At 62.9% G+C, this 13,357-nt stretch carries 11 protein-coding genes; 6 read left to right on the forward strand and 5 right to left on the reverse strand.

Translation table 11 applies throughout. The annotated features are described in order from the left end of the window. The first annotated feature begins 166 nt into the window (after positions 1-166). From ACZ5G6_RS05135 to ACZ5G6_RS05160, 6 genes are all read left to right on the forward strand, one after another. Entirely contained in the window at positions 167-667 is a 501-nt protein-coding gene (locus ACZ5G6_RS05135) for an HNH endonuclease (protein WP_223936020.1), read from the forward strand. A 42-nt stretch (positions 668-709) separates the two neighbouring features. Further along, positions 710-1,609 carry an NTP transferase domain-containing protein gene (locus ACZ5G6_RS05140; protein WP_223936021.1) on the forward strand — a complete coding sequence of 300 codons (900 nt, stop codon included), beginning with the start codon at positions 710-712 and terminating at the stop codon, positions 1,607-1,609. Then, the gene (locus ACZ5G6_RS05145) at positions 1,606-2,949 is read left to right on the forward strand and encodes a molybdopterin molybdotransferase MoeA (protein WP_498689869.1); all 1,344 of its coding nucleotides are present in this window, start codon (positions 1,606-1,608) and stop codon (positions 2,947-2,949) included. The genes ACZ5G6_RS05140 and ACZ5G6_RS05145 overlap by 4 nt, the downstream gene beginning before the upstream one ends. 57 nt (positions 2,950-3,006) lie before the next feature. Beyond that, positions 3,007-5,316 carry an FdhF/YdeP family oxidoreductase gene (locus ACZ5G6_RS05150; protein ID WP_498689871.1) on the forward strand — a complete coding sequence of 770 codons (2,310 nt, stop codon included), beginning with the start codon at positions 3,007-3,009 and terminating at the stop codon, positions 5,314-5,316. A 1-nt stretch (position 5,317) separates the two neighbouring features. Continuing rightward, on the forward strand, positions 5,318-6,184 hold the full coding sequence (gene fdhD / locus ACZ5G6_RS05155) for a formate dehydrogenase accessory sulfurtransferase FdhD (RefSeq protein WP_498689873.1): 867 nt from the start codon (positions 5,318-5,320) through the stop codon (positions 6,182-6,184). Between the two features lie 170 nt (positions 6,185-6,354). Next, the gene (locus ACZ5G6_RS05160) at positions 6,355-9,381 is read left to right on the forward strand and encodes an alpha-mannosidase (protein ID WP_498689875.1); all 3,027 of its coding nucleotides are present in this window, start codon (positions 6,355-6,357) and stop codon (positions 9,379-9,381) included. A 26-nt stretch (positions 9,382-9,407) separates the two neighbouring features. On the opposite strand, the gene ACZ5G6_RS05165 is transcribed toward ACZ5G6_RS05160, so the two are convergent. From ACZ5G6_RS05165 to ACZ5G6_RS05185, 5 genes are all read right to left on the reverse strand, one after another. Next, positions 9,408-10,220 carry an amino acid ABC transporter ATP-binding protein gene (locus ACZ5G6_RS05165; RefSeq protein ID WP_498689877.1) on the reverse strand — a complete coding sequence of 271 codons (813 nt, stop codon included), beginning with the start codon at positions 10,218-10,220 and terminating at the stop codon, positions 9,408-9,410. Continuing rightward, entirely contained in the window at positions 10,207-10,866 is a 660-nt protein-coding gene (locus ACZ5G6_RS05170) for an amino acid ABC transporter permease (protein ID WP_223936026.1), read from the reverse strand. Before ACZ5G6_RS05170 ends, ACZ5G6_RS05165 begins: the two co-directional genes overlap by 14 nt. Next, positions 10,867-11,682 (reverse strand): amino acid ABC transporter substrate-binding protein, encoded by an 816-nt coding sequence (locus tag ACZ5G6_RS05175; RefSeq protein ID WP_498689882.1) that lies wholly within the window; start codon positions 11,680-11,682, stop codon positions 10,867-10,869. A gap of 242 nt (positions 11,683-11,924) precedes the next feature. Further along, positions 11,925-12,632, reverse strand: coding sequence for a hypothetical protein (locus tag ACZ5G6_RS05180; RefSeq protein WP_498689883.1), 708 nt, complete (start codon positions 12,630-12,632; stop codon positions 11,925-11,927). Beyond that, entirely contained in the window at positions 12,629-13,351 is a 723-nt protein-coding gene (locus tag ACZ5G6_RS05185; RefSeq protein ID WP_498689886.1) for a hypothetical protein, read from the reverse strand. The genes ACZ5G6_RS05180 and ACZ5G6_RS05185 overlap by 4 nt, the downstream gene beginning before the upstream one ends. Between the last annotated feature and the right edge of the window lie 6 nt (positions 13,352-13,357).

The following is a 13,357-nucleotide window of genomic DNA, read 5'->3' on the forward strand; positions in this document are numbered from 1 at the left end:
GTGTCCCGCGCATGAACTTTCGCCAACACCACAGCCGAAACGGCAGAAAAATTCGTTGATACGGCATATAAGTGCTTACCCTTGTGTTGTCGATCCACAGCCCGTACAAGCAGAGGGCAGCCGGCCCTCGTGCCCCTGACGGGTGCGGCCGTGAAGAGGTACGTGCATGCGCACACTCGTTCTGAATGCTGGATATGAACCGCTGGCGGTAGTAACCTTCCGCCGGGCGCTGGTCCTTGTGCTGACTGGAAAAGCTAGCGTAGTGGCCGAAGGCGACGAGCCTGTCGTCGGGCCACAGGAGATTCTCGGAAGACCTTCCGTGATCCTTCTCAATCGCTACATCCGTCCCCGGTACAACAGGATCACCGCGGTGAGCCGACGCGGCGTCCTTCGCCGCGACAGCCATCGCTGCGCTTATTGCGGGAAAACAGCGCACACCATAGACCACGTCCACCCCAAATCCAGGGGCGGCGCGGATTCCTGGGAAAACCTGGTTGCGGCGTGCTTGAAATGCAACAACGCCAAGAGTGACCACACGCTCGCCGAGATGGGTTGGAAACTGCGTTTCACGCCCGGTGTGCCCACAGGAACCATGTGGCAGATCAAAGAACTCGAAAAACCTGCGCCGGACTGGGACCCGTTCCTCTTGCCGGAATCCGCCGCCTGATCGATTTCTGTTGTCCTCCCGCCGTCCGGGTACTCTGGGCGGATGGAGTTCAACGCCGTGATCCTGGCGGGTGGCAGGGCCACCCGCCTCGGTGGCGTGCCCAAGCCCGGATTAACGTTCGACGGCGCCAGCCTCCTTTCGCATGCCCTGCAGGCGGCGCAGGGTGCTTCCGCCGTGGTGGTGGTTGGTCCAGACACTCCCGGTATCGGCGTCCTGCCTGAGGGAGTTCTTACCGCCCGGGAGGAACCGGCCTTCGCAGGCCCTGCCGCCGCGATGGCTGCCGGCCTGGCGGCCATCCACCAGGCAGGAGGGCAAGCGCCGTGGACACTCGTCCTGGCATGCGACATGCCGCACGCTTCCCGGGGCATCGTGCCCCTCTGGGAAGCATTGCGGCAGCATCCGGAGGTGGAAGGCGCCATGGCAGTCTCAGCCGATGGCCGGCAACAGCCTCTCCTGGGGGTGTACAGCACCCGGGCTTTGGAAAGGGAAATTGCCGTAGCTTCGGAAGCTTCGGGGTTAACGAACTCTCCAGTGTTCCGGCTGCTTGCTAGGCTGAACCTGCTGGCCGTTAGCGTCCCCGAAGGGTCCACGGATGATGTGGACACGTGGGAGGACGCAGCGGCCCTGGGCATATACAACGAGCAGGAGGCGGACGTGAAGAGCCAGGAAGAGACGCTCGAGGAATGGTGCCGCACACTGTTGCAGGCCTTTGAGCTCGAGGGCGTTGAAGTGGACATCAATGAAGTCCTTGCGGTGGCGGGTGTTGCCGCCCACTCCGTGGTGCGGCCTGCAGCGCCCCTGACGACGTTCATTGCCGGTTATGCGGCTGGTATGGCCAGGGGGATCGGACAGGCCGCGGACGACACCGCCATGAGCGCTGCCCTTGACCTGGCCCGCCAGGTTGCCAAGCAATACCTGGAGCCCGGGACAGAGGCAGAATGACCGAGGCCCCCGGACAGGGCCACCACGCGGCACATACATGGCATGAGGCCCGGCAGCGCGCTTTCGACGTCGCTGCTCCTATTCCGGCAAGTCCGGTACCACTGAAGGCGGCCTTGGGACGGACGCTTGCCTCGGACGCACTCGCCATACAGGACATGCCACACTACGCGTCCTCCGCCATGGACGGCTGGGCCGTCAATGGAACCGGTCCATGGATTCTCATCGAGCCAGGCCAAAGGCTTGCTCCCCATCAGGCGAGCCCCATCGTCACTGGCGGACTCATTCCACCAGGTGCCAAAGCGGTTCTGCGCACTGAGAGCGGCATCATCACTACGGACGACGACGACCTTCCGGTCCTTGCGCTCGGTGGGGCAGCCAAGCCCGGGGAGCCACGCAACGGCCAGCACATCCGCAAGGCTGCAGAAGAAGCAGCTGAAGGGGATGTGCTGCTTAAAGCCGGGACCATCCTGAATCCTGCGCACATTGCCTTGGCTGCCCTGGCCGGCCTTGATGAGCTGGAAGTGCTGGGCAAGCCCTTGGTGCGGTTCCTTTTGACGGGGTCGGAGGTGGTGACCCAGGGGGTTCCCGTGCCGGGCAAGGTCCGTGACACCTTTGGGCCTCAGCTCGGAGCCGTCGTCGAGCTCCTGGGTGGCATCGCAGGGGAGCAACTCAAGGTGGGAGACAACTACGACGACTGGCTGGCCGCCTTGCAGGACACCGAGCCTGAACCCACAGAACCATTCGCCGCAGCAGAGCCGCCGGCCGACGTCGTTATTACTACGGGCGGGACCGGACGCTCGGGGACGGACCATTTCAGGAGGGCCGTGGCTGAACTGGGCGGCAGCCTGGTGATCGACGGCATTGCCATGCGCCCAGGGCACCCGGCGGTGTTGGCAGAACTTCCGGACGGACGGTTTGTCCTGGGCCTGCCCGGGAATCCGCTGGCAGCCATGATGGCGCTGTTCACCGTCGGCGGCCCGCTGCTGGCCGCGCTCGGGCACGGGAAGCTGGAAGAAGTTGGCGAGGTTCCCAGCGGTGCAATGATCGACGCCGATCCTGGACGTACGCGTCTGATGCCCTTCAAGCTGGTCTATGGATTGGCATCGCCCGCGCAGCACACGGGGCCCGGGATGATGCGTGGGCTGGCAGGAGCAGATGGCGTCATGGTGGTGCCACCACACGGCGTCCAGATGGGCGAGTTGGTCCCGGCGTTTCCTTTGCCGTGGGGTAAACCATTGCCCACGCCCAAAGGGGCTGAACGAAAACCACGAAAGGCGCCGGCCCGGCAACAAAAGAAGGCCCCTTCGGGTCCCGTTGACTGGAGTGCGCTGGAGGCCTGAGGCTCCCCGGCTGGACGCAGGTGGTAACTGGGTGCCCCGGCTTGCAATGATGGACTCATGAATAGGCATGCTCCCGAACAGGACATCAATGAAGATGACCTGCAAATCCACCCGCCCAAGCGAGCCGCGGCAGGCCTCAAGGCTGTCACTGTCGCCCTTGAAAGGGGCTACGCCCAGGCGGGAGTAGCCCGCACGGTCCGTTCGATGCTCCGGGTCAACCAGCACGATGGCTTTGATTGCCCTGGCTGCGCCTGGCCGGAATCCATCACGGGACGGCGCAGTCCCGCGGAATTCTGCGAGAACGGCGCCAAGGCAATTGCTGAGGAAAGCACCACGCGGACGGTGGGGGCGGAATTCTGGGCACAACATTCCATCGCCGATCTTGAGGACAAGACCGAATACTGGTTGGGGAGCCAAGGGCGGATCTCCGAGCCCGTAGTCCTCAAGCCCGGGGATACGCACTATTCCTCTATCAGCTGGACCGACGCCTTCGCCTTGATCGGGGAGCATGTCAATGCCACCACGCCCGATCGCTGCGTGTTCTACACCTCCGGCCGGACGGCCAACGAGACCGCCTTCATGTACCAATTGTTCGCCCGCAGCCTCGGCACCAACAACCTGCCGGATTGCTCCAACATGTGCCACGAATCATCGGGCAGCGCGCTGAACCCGACCATCGGGATCGGCAAGGGAACGGTTTCGCTGGAAGACATCCACCACGCCGAACTGGTGCTCGTGGTGGGCCAGAATCCAGGAACCAATCACCCCCGCATGCTGTCCGCTTTGCGTGACTGCAAGAACAACGGCGGAAAGATCGTCGCCGTAAACCCGCTTCCGGAAGCCGGGTTGCTGAACTTCAAGGACCCGCAGTCCCTCAACGGCGTGATCGGCGGCGGGACCACCATCGCGGACGAGTTTCTCAAGATCAAAGTAGGTGGGGACCTCGCGCTGTTCCAGGCACTGGGCCACCTGCTCCTGGAGGAGGAGAAACGGAACCCGGGGACGGTGGTCGATAAGTCGTTCATCGGCAAGCAGACCGAAGGTTTCGAAGCGTACGCCCAGGCACGCTCCCAGCTGGACTGGGACGAAACCGAGCGGGCAACAGGCTTGGCACGCGAGGAAATCGTTACTGTGGCAGGGCTGATGGCGAAGTCCAAGGCAACCATCATTTGCTGGGCCCTTGGCTTGACTCAACAGCCGCACTCCGTGGACACGTTGAAGGAGATCATCAACCTGCTCCTGCTCCAAGGCAACTTCGGCAAGCGGGGAGCCGGCGCATGCCCTGTGCGTGGCCACTCGAACGTCCAGGGTGATCGCACCATGGGTATCTGGGAGAAGCCACGCGAACCCTTCCTTACCGCGCTGGACAAGGAGTTTGGATTCCGGATGCCTCGCGAGCATGGATATGACTCCGTGGAGACCCAGCACGCCTTGGAAAAGGGGGAGGTGGATGTCTTTGTGTCCATGGGCGGAAACTTCGCTGCGGCCGGTTCTGACACTGCGGCCTTGGAAGCCGGCCTCAAGACCGCTGGCCTGACTGTGCATATCTCCACCAAACCCAACCGTGCCCACGTGGTGCACGGGAAGACATCCCTGATCCTGCCCACGCTTGGACGCACGGACACCGACGACAAACACCCCAAGGGCAAGCAGTTCCTCTCGGTCGAGGACTCAATGTCGGTCATCCATAAGACGCAGGGCAGGCTGAGCCCTGTCTCCGAGCACTTGCTGAGCGAACCCGTGATCGTTGCCCGCATGGCCCAGGCAGTCCTGGGCGATGACCACAGCGTGGACTGGCGGGCAATGGCAGAGGACTATGACGTGATCCGGGACCACATCTCACGGGTTATCCCGGGGTTCGAGGACTTCAATGCCAGGGTCCGCACCAAGAACGGTTTTGTCCTGCCGAACCCGCCGCGGGACACGCGTACCTTTGCAACGGACATCGGCAAGGCACGATTCTCCGTAAGCCCGCTGGAGTACCTCGAAGCGCCGGAGGGCCACTTGATCCTGCAGACGGTGCGCAGCCACGACCAATACAACACGACGTTCTATGGCCTTGATGACCGCTACCGCGGAGTCTCCGATGCCCGCAGGGTGATCCTGGTCCATGAGGAAGACCTGGCTGGCCTCGGCTTCAAGGACCGTGACCTGGTGGATGTCATTTCCACGTTTGCCGGTAGCGAGCGGCGGGCCAATAAGTTCCGGCTGATCGCATACCCCACGGCAAAGGGCTGCGCTGCCGCATACTTCCCGGAAGCCAACGCCCTGGTGCACCGTGAGCTGGTGGCCCGTGAATCCAACACGCCCGGCTATAAGGCGATGACGGTGCGGTTCGTAAAACACCCCGAGGAGAGCGGATCCTGACATGGGACGCGTGACCCAGCGCCGGAAGCTGCACAAGTTCGTCCTGGACGGATCGCCCCAGGCCCTGGAACACCCTGTCCGGTACAAGGAAGACGTCCTCGCGGTGGAGGAACCCCTTGAGATCCGACTCGGCGATATGTCGTTCTCGGTGACGATGAGGACGCCCGGAGACGACTTCGATCTGGTGGCGGGTTTCCTTGTCTCGGAGGGCATCATCTGGGAGCCGGGGCAACTGGTCTCGGAGCGCTTCTGCGCGGGGGAGGACGAGAACGGCGCACAGACCTTCAACGTGGTGGATGCCCAGCTGCGTCCCGACGTCGAGCGTCCGGAGACAGGCCGTAACGTCTACACCTCAAGCTCGTGCGGCATTTGCGGCACCGACTCGATCGACGCCGTCAGGAAGTCCTCGCGGCACAGTCCCGCGGACGACGACGTCACCGTCCCCGTGAGGGCGCTGGCCGAGCTCCCGGATAGGTTGCGCGAGGCCCAGGCGGTCTTCGCCAAGACGGGCGGCGTCCACGCCGCGGGCCTTTTCAGGATTCACGACGACGGTACTTCCGAGCTGCTGTGCCTGCGGGAAGACGTGGGTCGCCATAACGCTGTGGACAAAGTGGTTGGCTGGGCTTTGCGGGCCGGCAAGCTTCCGCTGGCGGGAACGGTTCTTCAGGTATCCGGGCGGGCATCTTTCGAGCTTGTCCAGAAAGCTGCCATGGCGGGAATTCCCGTCCTTGCAGCCGTCAGCGCCCCGTCCAGCCTCGCTGCCGAGCTCGCCGACGAAACAGGCATCACGCTGGTGGGCTTCAGCCGCGGAGCGAGCCTGAACGTGTACGCAGGGAGGGACAGGATCGTAGGGGAACAGGCTGGCTAAGCGCCCATTCGCTGCGGATAGTCCTCGATCACTTGGCTATCGAGCTGGAACGACGTAGATTTTATCCATCGATTGGAATCGCTGTGTCCTCGAATAATGTCGTCCATGAAGTGCCGGCTGGCCCGCCGGCCATGACGCTTTGCCACCAGCCAATGCCTAAGGGGATTTAATTGCACGACGACCGCCGGATCACTGAACAGCGTCTCGATCGATTCGTTCGGGAACGCCTTCTTCCGGCCATCTATGGCAGGTCCGTTCCACTGCAGCTCAGCAGCTGGGACGCGCCTGGGGAACCCGTGCCCGCAGCCGAGGCCATCCGCCAGCTGTTTACGCCCCAGGAGCCGGGCGCGCCTTGGGGCAAGCCGTGGAGCACTAAATGGCTCCGGCTGCAGGGCGAAGTTCCAGAAGGCTGGGGTTCTGCCGAGGGGACGGCGGTGGAAATCATCGTGGACCTGGGCTTCAACAGCGACGTTCCGGGGTTCCAATGTGAAGGCACCGCCTGGCGCGCCGATGCCGGCATCATCAAGGCGATATCACCGCGCAACTACCATGTTCCGCTGAAGCTGCTCGGTGGCGGATTGTCCGTGGATTTCTATGTGGAGGCTGCGGCCAATCCGGACGTGGCGCAAGGTTGGTCATTCGTGCCCACTCCGTTGGGGGACAAGGCGACGTCGGGAGAGGAACCCCGGTATCGTCTGGGCAGGATTGCCATTGCCGAACTCAACGAAACGGTGTGGGAACTCAACCAGGACGTGTGGACCCTGAGCGGGCTCATGCACGAACTCCCCATGGAGCTGCCGCGGCGCCACGAAATCCTGCGTGCCCTGGAACGGATGCTGGACGTCATGGATCCGGACGACGTCGCGGGAACGGCTGCTGCCGGCCGCGAGGCACTGGCCGAAGTACTTAGCCGGCCCGCCTACGCTTCGGCCCACCAACTCCTGGCAACCGGCCATGCGCACATCGACTCCGCATGGTTGTGGCCTGTTCGTGAAACCATCCGCAAGTGTGCGCGAACCTTCTCCAACGTCGTGGCCCTCATGGACGAGGACCCTGACTTCGTCTTCTCATGTTCCTCGGCCCAGCAAATGGCCTGGATCAAGGAATTCTTCCCTGAGCTCTTTGTCCGCATCCGGGAAAAGGTCAGGGCGGGGCAGTTCGTGCCCGTTGGTGGCATGTGGGTTGAATCTGATACCAACATGCCCGGCGGTGAGGCCATGGCGCGCCAGTTCGTGGAAGGCAAGAGTTTCTTCCTGAAGGAATTCGACGTTGAATGCCAGGAGGCCTGGCTGCCCGATTCCTTTGGCTACTCGGGAGCACTGCCACAGATCGTCAAGTCGGCAGGTTTGCGATGGTTCCTTACGCAGAAGATTTCCTGGAACAAGGTGAACCTGATGCCGCACCACACCTTCAGCTGGGAAGGCATTGACGGCACCCGGTTGTTCACCCACTTCCCGCCCGTGGACACGTACAACGCGGAGCTCCACGCCCGCGAGCTTGCGCATGCGGAGCGCAACTACCGTGAGCACGGCCGCGGAACCATGTCACTTGTTCCCTTCGGCTATGGCGACGGCGGTGGCGGTCCAACGCGTGAGATGGTGGCCGCCGCACGCCGCACCGCAGATCTTGAAGGTTCGCCCAAGGTCCGTATGGGTACGGCCAAGGACTTCTTCACCGCGGCCGAAGCCGAGTACCGCAACCTCCCGGTCTGGGTGGGCGAGATGTACCTGGAGATGCACCGCGGAACGTACACCAGCCAGGCGAAGACCAAGCGAGGCAACCGGCGCAGCGAGCACCTCCTGCGTGAAGCAGAACTGTGGTGCTCCACCGCGGCCGTACGCCTGGGCGATTCCTACGCCTATCCGGAGGTGGAGCTCAAGCGCCTCTGGCGGCTGGTCCTCCTGCAGCAATTCCACGACATCCTGCCGGGCAGTTCCATCGCCTGGGTCCACCAGGACGCCGAGCGGAACTATGACGCTATCGCCCACGATCTCGAGGCCATCATCGCCGGGGCCACCCAGGCACTCGTCGGCCACGGAGACAGGCAGTTCCTGCTCAATGCCGCCCCGCACAAGCGTAGCGGCGTGCCCGCACTCGCCGCCGCGGAAGCCGTGAAGCCGGAGGCAGTTGTTGACGCCAGCGAAAAGGATGGCGGTTACATCCTGGACAACGGAATCATCCGGGCTGCCGTGGACCGTGATGGCTTGTTGACTTCACTCACTGACCATGCCACAGGCCGTGAGGCGATGGCACCCGGCGAGCCCGGCAACCTGCTTGAGCTGTTCAGGGATACTCCGAACGAATGGGACGCCTGGGATATCGAGGAGTTCTACCGGCGCAACGTCACCAAGGTGACCCAAGCCGAAGCGATCCACCTTGAGCGCACGGCGACAGGCGCCGTCGTGGTGGTCAAGCGTTCGGTTGGTGCCTCCACCATTACGCAACGGATAACGCTCGACGCCGGCGCGGAGTCGCTGGGGATCGCCACCACAGTTGACTGGCAGGAACGCGAAAAGATGCTGAAGATCGCCTTCCCGCTGGACGTCCGGGCTGACCGTTCGGCGTCGGAGACGCAGTTCGGCCATGTGTTCCGGCCCACCCACACCAACACGTCATGGGACGCCGCCAAGTTCGAGATCTGCGCCCATCGCTGGATCCACGTTGCCGAGCCCGGCTATGGCGTGGCCGTCAGCAACTCCTCCAGCTACGGACACGACGTCACCAGGGCGATCCGCGGCGATGGCGGAACGACGACGACCATCCGCGTCTCGCTGTTGCGCTCCGCCAGGTTCCCGGACCCTGAAGCCGACCGCGGCGAACACACACTTGAACTGTCCATCAGGCCAGGAGCGGAAATCGGGGATGCCGTGGAGGAGGGCTACCGCACCAACCTGAAGCCGCGCTACGTCAGCGGCGGCAGGCCAGTGGAACCCCTGCTGGCCGTTTCCAACCCTGCCTTGGTGGTGGAAGCCGTGAAACTGGCGGAGGATGGTTCCGGAGACGTCATTGTGCGCCTTTATGAATCTCTTGGACAACGCTCAGCCGGTGTTGTAAGGGCAAACTTTGACGCGCATGGCGTCCTGGCGACGGACCTGCTGGAACGGCCGGTAGAGGCCCCTGGAGTGGTTGTGGGGCACGACTGTGCGGAGCTGGTCCTGCGCCCGTTCCAGCTGGTCACGTTGCGCTTCGCCCGCTAAAGAACGCATGCCCGCGCCAAGAGCCCTTAGACGTCGTGTTGCAGCCGCTTCACGAACAGCTTGGTCCGCTCCTGCCTGGGTGCGCGCAGCACCTCGGCAGCAGGACCCCGCTCCACTACCACTCCGCCGTCCATGAAGATGACCTCATCCGCCACATGCTGGGCGAAGGCCAACTCATGGGTCACGATCACCATGGTCCAGCCCTCTTCGGCGAGTTCCTTGATGACGCCCAGGACGTCTCCAACGAGTTCGGGATCCAGGGCCGAGGTGGGCTCGTCGAACAAGAGGAGCTGGGGCTTGAGCGCCAGGGCACGGACGATGCCCACGCGCTGCTGCTGTCCGCCTGAGAGCTCGAACGGATAGGCGTCCCGTTTGTCAGCCAGGCCCACGCGCTCCAGCAAACGTTCGGCTTCGGCGATGGCCTCTGCTTTGGGGCGCTTCTGGACCTGGACCGGACCTTCAATGATGTTCTTCAGTACGGTCATATGCGGGAACAAGTTGTAGTGCTGGAAAACCATGGCACTGCGGTCCCGGAGCGCTGCGAGATCTTTCTTGCCCACTTTGGCGCCGAAATCGATCGAGAGCCCATCTCCGTCACGGCCGGTTCCCCCAAAGGTCACGGTACCGGCGTCGGGGATTTCAAGGCCGTTAAGCGAGCGCAAAACCGTGGTCTTGCCCGAACCCGAAGGCCCGATCAGGGCCACCACCTGCCCGCGCAGGATGTTGATGTCGATGTCGCGCAGCACCACGTTGCTGCCGAAGGCCTTCGCGAGGTTCCGGGCTTTGAGCACCGACGTGACGCGGGGCTCGCTCGGTTGAGGTGCACTAGTGGGCGACATAGCGGTCCAATCTCCTCTCCACGGCGGATTGCGCGGTGGAAAGGACCAGGCAGATGACCCAATAGACCAGGGCTGCCTGCAGGTACAGGGCCATGAACTCCTGGCTGAACGCAGCGATCTGCTGCGCGTTGCGGAAGAGCTCAGTGACCAGGATGAGGGAAGCGAGCGAGGTGTCCTTGACCAGGGAAATGAAGGTGTTGGACAACGGTGGAACGGACACGCGGGCCGCTTGCGGAAGGATAATGCGCACCAGGGTTTGGGCGTGGGACATGCCGATTGTATGGCCGGCTTCCCACTGCCCCTTGGGCACGGAAAGAATCGCCGCCCGGATGATCTCCGCGGCGTAGCCACCCACGTTCAACGAGAACGCGATGATGGCGCTCGGCCACGGATCCAGCCGGATGCCAATGCTGGGCAGGCCGAAGAAAATCACGAAAAGCTGCACCAGCAGGGGAGTGCCACGGATAACCGAAACGTAGAAGCGGCCAATGCCTGATATCAGCCAATTGGAACTCAGCCGCAGCAGCGCCACCACCAAGGCCAGCACCAGGCCAAAAGCAAAGGAAGCCAGGGTGAGGGGGATGGTGCCCGTTACTGCACCTGTGATGATCGGCCCGAAGGAACTCCAAATGAGGTCCCAGTTCATTTATTTGGTGACATCCGCGCCGAAGTACTTTTCGGAGATCTTTGTCAGGGTTCCATCTGCCCGGAGGTCATCAAGGGCCTTGTCTACAGCCTTGGTCAGTTCCGTGGAGCCCTTTCGGAACACCAGTGCGCTCTCCGTCTTGTCAGGCGCTTCGGCGGCCACCTTCAAATCGGAATCAGGGGTGGTTTTCGCGTAGTCCAGGTAGGTGAGTTTGTCATTAACCGTCGCATCCACGCGTCCCTGCTGCACCAAAGTGGCGGACTGGGCCCAGCCTTCAACTGCCTGGACGTTGGCGCCGGCCTCCACGGCCATTTTGTAGAAGTTGCTGGTCAGCGACTGCGCGGTGGTCTTGCCCTTGAGGTCAGCGAAGCTGTTGATGCTGGAATTGTCCTTCTTGGTCACCACCACTCCGGTGGAGACGGTGTAGGGCTTGGAAAACTCGTACTTGGCCTTGCGCTCGTCGTTGATGGAGATCTGGTTCGCGATGGTGTCGAACCGCTTGGCGTCAAGGCCCGCGAAGATGCCATCGAATTGGGTTTCCTGGAAGCTCGCCTTCACGCCCAGCTTTTCAGCCACGGCCTTGGCGATCTCAACGTCATAGCCAGTCAGTTCACCCGCGCCTTCTGCGTGGAAGCTGAACGGGCGGTAGGTCCCTTCTGTCGCAATGACGAGTTCGCCCTTGGATTTCACGTCGGACAGGGACGTGTCGCCACCGGACTGGGCTGGAGTTGAACCGCCACCGCAGGCAGAGAGTGCCAGGGCGGCGGCGGCCAGGGTAGCGGCGAAAAGAGAACGGCGGGAGCGAAGGCTGGTCATGGAGCCATCTTAGCCACGGGCCCGCGGGGATTCCCGGAAGGGAAGGCCTGAAGGGCTGTGGAAGGGGTGGTTAAAAAGGCTGAGTGGGGGCGGTCCCCAACAGTCCGCCACCACTCATCCCCCCAATTGTGATCACATGGGCGCCACATCCACCGGAAACCCGTTCTCTGATTCCGGTGCCAGGCCGCAGCCGCGTTCACACATTCATGATTGTGCCACGATCTAATGGTTTTGTGAAAGTCTTACGCTGTGCGTCTTGCTTTCCGCCGGGCAAATGCCTTGGAAAACCAAATCCCGGCGAGCCCAATGGCCGTCGCCAGCACGGCGGAGTAGTTGATCAGGGAACGCAGCCACAGGTGCACCAGCGGGATCAGCGGGAAGAGTTGGGACACCAAAAGCAACGCCAGCCCCACGAACAGGAGAGCTGAGGCGGCACGCAGCAACGCCGGGTAGCGGCCCACAATGGTCCGCCAGATCGCGGGCAGCAAACACGCCGACACGTATCCGGGATAGAAGCGGCCCAGAGCCGCATAAGCCTCCATGGATGGTCCCCAGGTCAGCCCTGTCATACCCGCCGTGGAGCCACGGGTGTCCGTGATGACAAAGAAGAACGTGGTCAATGCCACCGTGATTCCGAGGACGGCCAGCCCCCAAGGGCCGCGGATGGCTCGCGCTGCTGAATCCGAAGCGAAGCCCGCGGCAATCTTGATGCCCATCAGCAGGAACGTACCGTACAGCAGGAACCGCAGGATCAGGTTGGTTACGTTGTTCCCGCCGAGCAGCGCATCTATGGCAAGGTAAGGCGCCTCGATACTCAGGAGGATATCCAAGGTGATCAGGGCGAAGATGTAGAAGACCACTCTGTTCTCACCCCGCAACAGGCTCGGAATCCGTGCGATGGTAATCGCCAGGCAAACAATCAGCGTTGCCCAGGGCAGGACAGCCGTCATCCGAGATTCTCCCAAATTCGTTCAGTTCGTTCATGGTCTTGTTCTTGGCGGCGCAGGGTCTTGCCCAGCGCCTGGAGCCGTTCGCCTGCCAGGGTCACCAGCTCGCCCAGCGTCATCCGGTCGAGTGCCTCCTGGCGTCCGTTGGGCGACCAGCCGGCCTCGGCTTCGGTGATCAATCCGCCGGCCACAAGCCCTCCGGCGGGTCCGACGCCGGCAGCCCGCGACGTCGCGATGGCCAGTTCGGGAGGAAGCCTGTTGGCTGTCAGATGGGCAGAGAAGTTCTGTGGTGCGATCCCGGTCGCTTCGCTGACCCGGTGCCGCAACTCGCCGTCGTCGATTGCATCCACCCAGTTCCGCACCGCGGTGGGGTGCGGTGTTGGCGATAGACCCGTGACGGAGACGGATCCCGGTTCGCTGCGTTCCACCACGGCGCGCAGCACATCCATGGTGGCAATCTGGCTCACCAGTTCATCAGGCGTGGGTGGAACGGCATCGCCCCGAAGGTCCGCGTAGAGATCAAATGTGGCCAAGGCTTGCACGGGATTGATGTGATAGCCGCGGCTGATGCTGACCAGCGTGGACTCGGCCACCTTGCCGCGGACCAACTGTTGGGCCAGTGTTGTCCGCTTTATCCCGGAAATCCTGCAGACGTCCGCGGTGCTGGCATTGGGCGCAACGCCGTGAAGCCAGCGTTGGAATGCCTTGGACGGTAAGGGCATAAGGGG

Source organism: Arthrobacter sp. TmtSoilC51 (assembly GCF_055388015.1).

Excerpts from the sequence above, each read along its gene's own strand:
- ACZ5G6_RS05135 (WP_223936020.1), top strand. The coding sequence starts at position 167 with ATGCGCACACTCGTTCTGAATGCTGGATATGAACCGCTGGCGGTAGTA.
- ACZ5G6_RS05170 (WP_223936026.1), bottom strand. The coding sequence starts at position 10,866 with ATGAACTGGGACCTCATTTGGAGTTCCTTCGGGCCGATCATCACAGGT.
- ACZ5G6_RS05165 (WP_498689877.1), bottom strand. The coding sequence starts at position 10,220 with ATGTCGCCCACTAGTGCACCTCAACCGAGCGAGCCCCGCGTCACGTCG.
- ACZ5G6_RS05180 (WP_498689883.1), bottom strand. The coding sequence starts at position 12,632 with ATGACGGCTGTCCTGCCCTGGGCAACGCTGATTGTTTGCCTGGCGATT.
- ACZ5G6_RS05145 (WP_498689869.1), top strand. The coding sequence starts at position 1,606 with ATGACCGAGGCCCCCGGACAGGGCCACCACGCGGCACATACATGGCAT.
- ACZ5G6_RS05140 (WP_223936021.1), top strand. The coding sequence starts at position 710 with ATGGAGTTCAACGCCGTGATCCTGGCGGGTGGCAGGGCCACCCGCCTC.
- fdhD (WP_498689873.1), top strand. The coding sequence starts at position 5,318 with ATGGGACGCGTGACCCAGCGCCGGAAGCTGCACAAGTTCGTCCTGGAC.
- ACZ5G6_RS05185 (WP_498689886.1), bottom strand. The coding sequence starts at position 13,351 with ATGCCCTTACCGTCCAAGGCATTCCAACGCTGGCTTCACGGCGTTGCG.
- ACZ5G6_RS05175 (WP_498689882.1), bottom strand. The coding sequence starts at position 11,682 with ATGACCAGCCTTCGCTCCCGCCGTTCTCTTTTCGCCGCTACCCTGGCC.
- ACZ5G6_RS05150 (WP_498689871.1), top strand. The coding sequence starts at position 3,007 with ATGAATAGGCATGCTCCCGAACAGGACATCAATGAAGATGACCTGCAA.